Raw genomic sequence first — 4,351 nt, 5'->3', positions numbered from 1 at the left:
TACACACCCCACCGACCACCCACAAACCAGCAGGTCAGGACAGTTGTGGCACCATGGTGACCATGACCGACAGCCCCGGACCAACCACACCGGCCGAGCGGCTCGCCCGCCGCTACGGCCGTCGCGCCCCGTTCACTCCCCCGGCATGGAACCCTGTCCTGGATCTTCTGCTCCGGCACCGCTCGGTCCGACAGTGGCTCCCCGGGGATATCGATGATGACACGCTGCACACCATCATCGCCGCGGCACAGTCCGCTCCGAGTTCGTCCAACAAGCAGATTGTCTCGGTCGTCGCCGTACGCGACCCGGAGACCAGACGACGCCTCGCCGCGGTCGGCGGACAGATGTCCAGACACGTCGTCGATGCGCCGGTCACCCTGGTCTGGCTCATCGACTTCTCTCTCGCCCGCTTTCTCGCGGACCGGGAAGAGGAACGGGCCGTCGCCGACGGCACTCCCCCGCCCGCCGGAGCCGGCCACGGTGTCACCGGACGTCCCGCCACCGATCTCGGTGCACTGCGGTACACGGATGAACCGATGGCCGCCGCAGCCGATATCGGTATCGCTTCCCAGAATACGGCGGTGGCTGCAGCATCCCTCGGGCTCGGCACCGTGTTCCTCGGGTCTCTGCGCAATGACATCGACGAGGTCCGTGACGCCCTCGGCATTCCGGAGACCGTCGTGCCTTTCCTCGGCCTGGAACTCGGACACGCCGACCCGGCGGAGAACGCCGGCGTCAAACCCCGGCTCCCTATGGAGCTTTTCCTCCATGAGGACCGCTACAGCGCCCCCGACGGTGATCCTGCGGCCACCACCGGGCGGTTGGCGAGCTACGACGCCGCCCTGGCGTCCTACTATTCCCGCTACGGTGCGCATCCCCGCTGGTCACACCAGCTCCTCAATCGGTTGAGCGGGGATGCGGCCGGGAGGTCCGGGCGTCGGTTCCTCCGCGGCATCCTGCAGCGGGCCGGGTTTCCACTGCAGTGACCAGAAAAGGTGATACGTCAACTAGTTGGGCGTAGACTCACGCTCATGAACGAGAACTCCAGCTGGCCGGACAGCACCGCTATCACCGCCCTCACGCCGGATGACGACCCGAGCCTCCCCCTGCGGCGGCTCGGATTCCTCACCATCGGCACCTTCGACCCCGCCGACCCCGGCACCGGCATCAACGCCACCCTCGACATGATCAGCCTCGGTGAGGACCTCGGCTTCGACAGCGCATGGCTGCGCAACCGCCACATGCAGTACGGCATCACCTCCCCGCTGACAGTCATCGCGGCCGCGTCCCAGCGCACCAGCCGCATCGCCCTCGGCACCGCAGTCACCCCGCTGGGGCCCGAGAACCCCCTGCGGCTGGCAGAAGACATGGCCACCGTCGACCTTCTCACCGGAGGTCGGCTGAATCCGGGTGTCTCCGTCGGCACCCCGTTCCGTTACGACGGATGGAAGGACGCCCTCTACCCGGACACCGCCGAGAACGAGGACTTCTCGAAACGCCGCGTCTCCCGGCTCATCGGGAACATCCGGGGCGACGAGGTCGGTGACTTCCCCGTTATCGGGAACACCGAGGCGTACGCCAACGTCGTCCAACCCCACTCCCCCGGCCTGGTCAACCGGCTCTGGTACGGTTCGGGCTCCCGCGCCTCGACCCGGTGGACGGCGGAGAACGGACTCAACCTCCTCACTTCCAGTGTCATTTCCGCCGAGGTCAGCGATGACTTCGACGTCAACCAGCGCGCCCAGATCGACCTCTACCGCGAGCGGTACACCGCCGTTCTCGGGGGGACACCCCGGGTCTCCCAGGGGCTCGTCGTCATCCCCACCGACCACGCCTCCACCGAACAGAAGGCCCGCTACCGGGCCTACGTCGACCACCGGAAGGCGGTCGGCGTCGGCCGGCTCCGGGCGTCCGGCCCGAGGACGATGATCACCGCCCCCGACCTCATCGGCAGCTCCGACGAGATCGCCGGACAGCTCATCAACCTCGCAGCGTTCCGCGCCGTCGAGGAGGTCGCCTTCGCCCTCCCCTTCGACTTCCGGCCCGACGACTACGCCCAGATCCTCACCGACATCGCCGGGTCTCTCGCCCCGAAGCTCGGGTGGACGCCCACGGCGTAGGCTCAGCGTCCATGACTGGACAGCCACTCGACCGCGTCCTCACCGGCCTCGACGGTTCCGGGTACGGCGGTTACCGGAAACTCACCGGCCACCGGTTCTCTGTCGGTGATCCCCGCGACGACCTGGAGCTCACCCTCGAGCGCATCCAGGCCGACCCCTACGCACCGCCCTCCACCCTGTGTGTCGACCTTCCGGTACGTCACACCGGTATCCCCGGAGACCTGCTCACCACCCCGGTCCCGGTACGCGACCACCTTCTCCGACGCCTGACGGACGCCATCGGCCGACGCAATCCACGCGGCGGGAAGTCGGTCGGATACCTGCGTATCGACGTACCCGGCCAGGAGATCCTCGACCGCAGCGCCGTCACGCTGCACCCCGGCCCCGGCCACGGCCACGACGGCGGCGACGACGACGGCGCCGTGCTCCGTGTCCGGTTGCAGGCCGCACTGCCGGCGCACGGCCGCCGGATCAACGGCCGGGCCGCCGCCGACCTGCTCTGCGGCGTCCTGCCCGACGTCATCGGGGACGCACTGCTCGATCTCACCAATGAGCTGCTCACACCACTGCACGATCACGTGGACGCCTGGCGTGACCAGCAGTTCCTCCGCGACCGGCTCCCGGCGCTCGGGCTCGTCGGATTTCTCGCCGACGGCGCGGTCCTGCCCCGGGCATCCGGCGACTCGCAGCGCCCCATGGAAGACGCCGTGCCTTTCGGATCCCCGGTCAGTCTGCGTACGACGATCGACCTGCCGTCAGGCCGGACCGTCACCGGGCTCGGCGTCCCTACCGGCGTCACCCTCATCGTCGGTGGTGGCTACCACGGCAAATCCACGGTCCTCAAGGCCCTGGAGCGGTGCGTCTACGACCACATCCCCGGCGACGGACGTGAGCTCTGCGTGACCGTCGCCGACGCCGTGACCCTGCGTGCCGAGGACGGTCGGGCGGTCCGCGGCGTCGACATCTCCGCCTTCCTCCGCGACCTGCCGGGAAAAACCCGGGCCACGGGCACCCGTGACTTCTCCACCACCGACGCCTCCGGCTCGACCTCCCAGGCCGCCGGGCTGGTCGAGGCCTGCGAGGCCGGGGCGTCCTGTCTGCTTGTCGACGAGGACACCTCCGCGACGAACTTCCTCGTCCGGGACGCCCGGATGCGCGTCCTCGTACCCGCGGGCAAAGAACCGATCACCCCCTTGGTGGACCGCGTCCGCCGGCTCCGCCACGACCACGGGGTCTCGACCGTGCTCGTCGCCGGCGGGTCCGGGGCCTTCCTCGATGTCGCGGACACCGTCATCATGCTGGACGCCTACCACCCGGTCGATGCCACCGCACAGGCCCGTGCCCTGGCGGAACCGGTCACCGATGTCGGGACCTTCCCGATGCCCGGCGGCAGGACGCCACGGGTGGGGTCGACGAGGAAGCCGCCGCAGGCCAGGGACCGGTACACGATCCGTCACGGCGACGGGGAGATCGACCTGTCCGCCTGCGTCCAGCTCGTCGACACCTCACAGACCCGCGCCATCGCCGCACTGCTGCCGATGCTCGACAAGACCCCCGGCACGCTCGCGGACAAGGCACGCACGCTGCGCGACCGTGTCCGCGACGAGGGTTGGGAGACACTGCCCCGACCCACCGGCGACCTCGCGCTGCCGAGGGTCCAGGAGATCACCGCCGCCGTGAACCGGCTGCGCTGAATGCTCGGGGCCCGGGCCCGTTTCCGCTACTCCAGGCCCGCACCGGACGGGGAGACGAGGATCTTCACGGCGGTCTCATTGTTGTTGATGAGGGTGCCGAACCCCTCGTCGACGAGATCATCGAGGGCGATTCTGCCGGTGATGAACGGCTTGAGGTCGATCTTCCCGGACTCGACGAGCCTGATGGTGTCCGGGTGGGAGTTGACGTAGCCGATGGTGCCTCGCAGGTCGATCTCCTTCATGACCAGCTTGTGCATGTTGAAGTCGGACTTGCGGCCCCAGATGGAGACGACGACGATGACCCCGGTCGGGCGCACGGCGTCCATCAGGGTGTCGAGGACGACCTGGACGGAGGTGCACTCGAAGGCGACATCCGCGCCGGCGCCACCGGTGAGCTTGTTGACCTCCTCCACCACATCGACCTCGGCGGGGTTGAAGGCGTGGGCGGCGACGCCGGAGTCCAGGGCCTTCTGACGGCGCAACGGGGACAGTTCGGACATGACGACTGTGACGCCCATGGCGTTGAGGACAGCGGCG

Annotated in this window: 4 protein-coding genes; 3 read left to right on the top strand and 1 reads right to left on the bottom strand. The window is 68.9% G+C overall.

Annotated features, from left to right (window positions below):
• The first annotated feature begins 62 nt into the window (after positions 1-62).
• From QZV72_RS08530 to QZV72_RS08520, 3 genes are read left to right on the top strand one after another with little or no spacing between them, the layout of a single operon-like run.
• Positions 63-986: a nitroreductase family protein gene (locus QZV72_RS08530; protein WP_367119096.1), complete on the top strand. Its 924-nt coding sequence runs from the start codon at positions 63-65 to the stop codon at positions 984-986.
• Between the two features lie 45 nt (positions 987-1,031).
• On the top strand, positions 1,032-2,120 hold the full coding sequence (locus tag QZV72_RS08525; protein WP_297007321.1) for an LLM class flavin-dependent oxidoreductase: 1,089 nt from the start codon (positions 1,032-1,034) through the stop codon (positions 2,118-2,120).
• An 11-nt stretch (positions 2,121-2,131) separates the two neighbouring features.
• Positions 2,132-3,814, top strand: coding sequence for an ABC-ATPase domain-containing protein (locus tag QZV72_RS08520; RefSeq protein WP_297007319.1), 1,683 nt, complete (start codon positions 2,132-2,134; stop codon positions 3,812-3,814).
• A gap of 26 nt (positions 3,815-3,840) precedes the next feature.
• Here QZV72_RS08520 and QZV72_RS08515 read toward each other — a convergent pair.
• A partial coding sequence (locus QZV72_RS08515; RefSeq protein WP_297007317.1) for a zinc-binding dehydrogenase occupies positions 3,841-4,351 on the bottom strand: 511 nt, incomplete at its 5' end.

The sequence above is a fragment of the uncultured Corynebacterium sp. genome, assembly GCF_902782855.1.
GTDB lineage: Bacteria > Actinomycetota > Actinomycetes > Mycobacteriales > Mycobacteriaceae > Corynebacterium.
This window is presented reverse-complemented; position numbering and strand designations above follow the sequence as displayed.

Excerpts from the sequence above, each read along its gene's own strand:
- QZV72_RS08530 (WP_367119096.1), top strand. The coding sequence starts at position 63 with ATGACCGACAGCCCCGGACCAACCACACCGGCCGAGCGGCTCGCCCGC.
- QZV72_RS08525 (WP_297007321.1), top strand. The coding sequence starts at position 1,032 with ATGAACGAGAACTCCAGCTGGCCGGACAGCACCGCTATCACCGCCCTC.
- QZV72_RS08520 (WP_297007319.1), top strand. The coding sequence starts at position 2,132 with ATGACTGGACAGCCACTCGACCGCGTCCTCACCGGCCTCGACGGTTCC.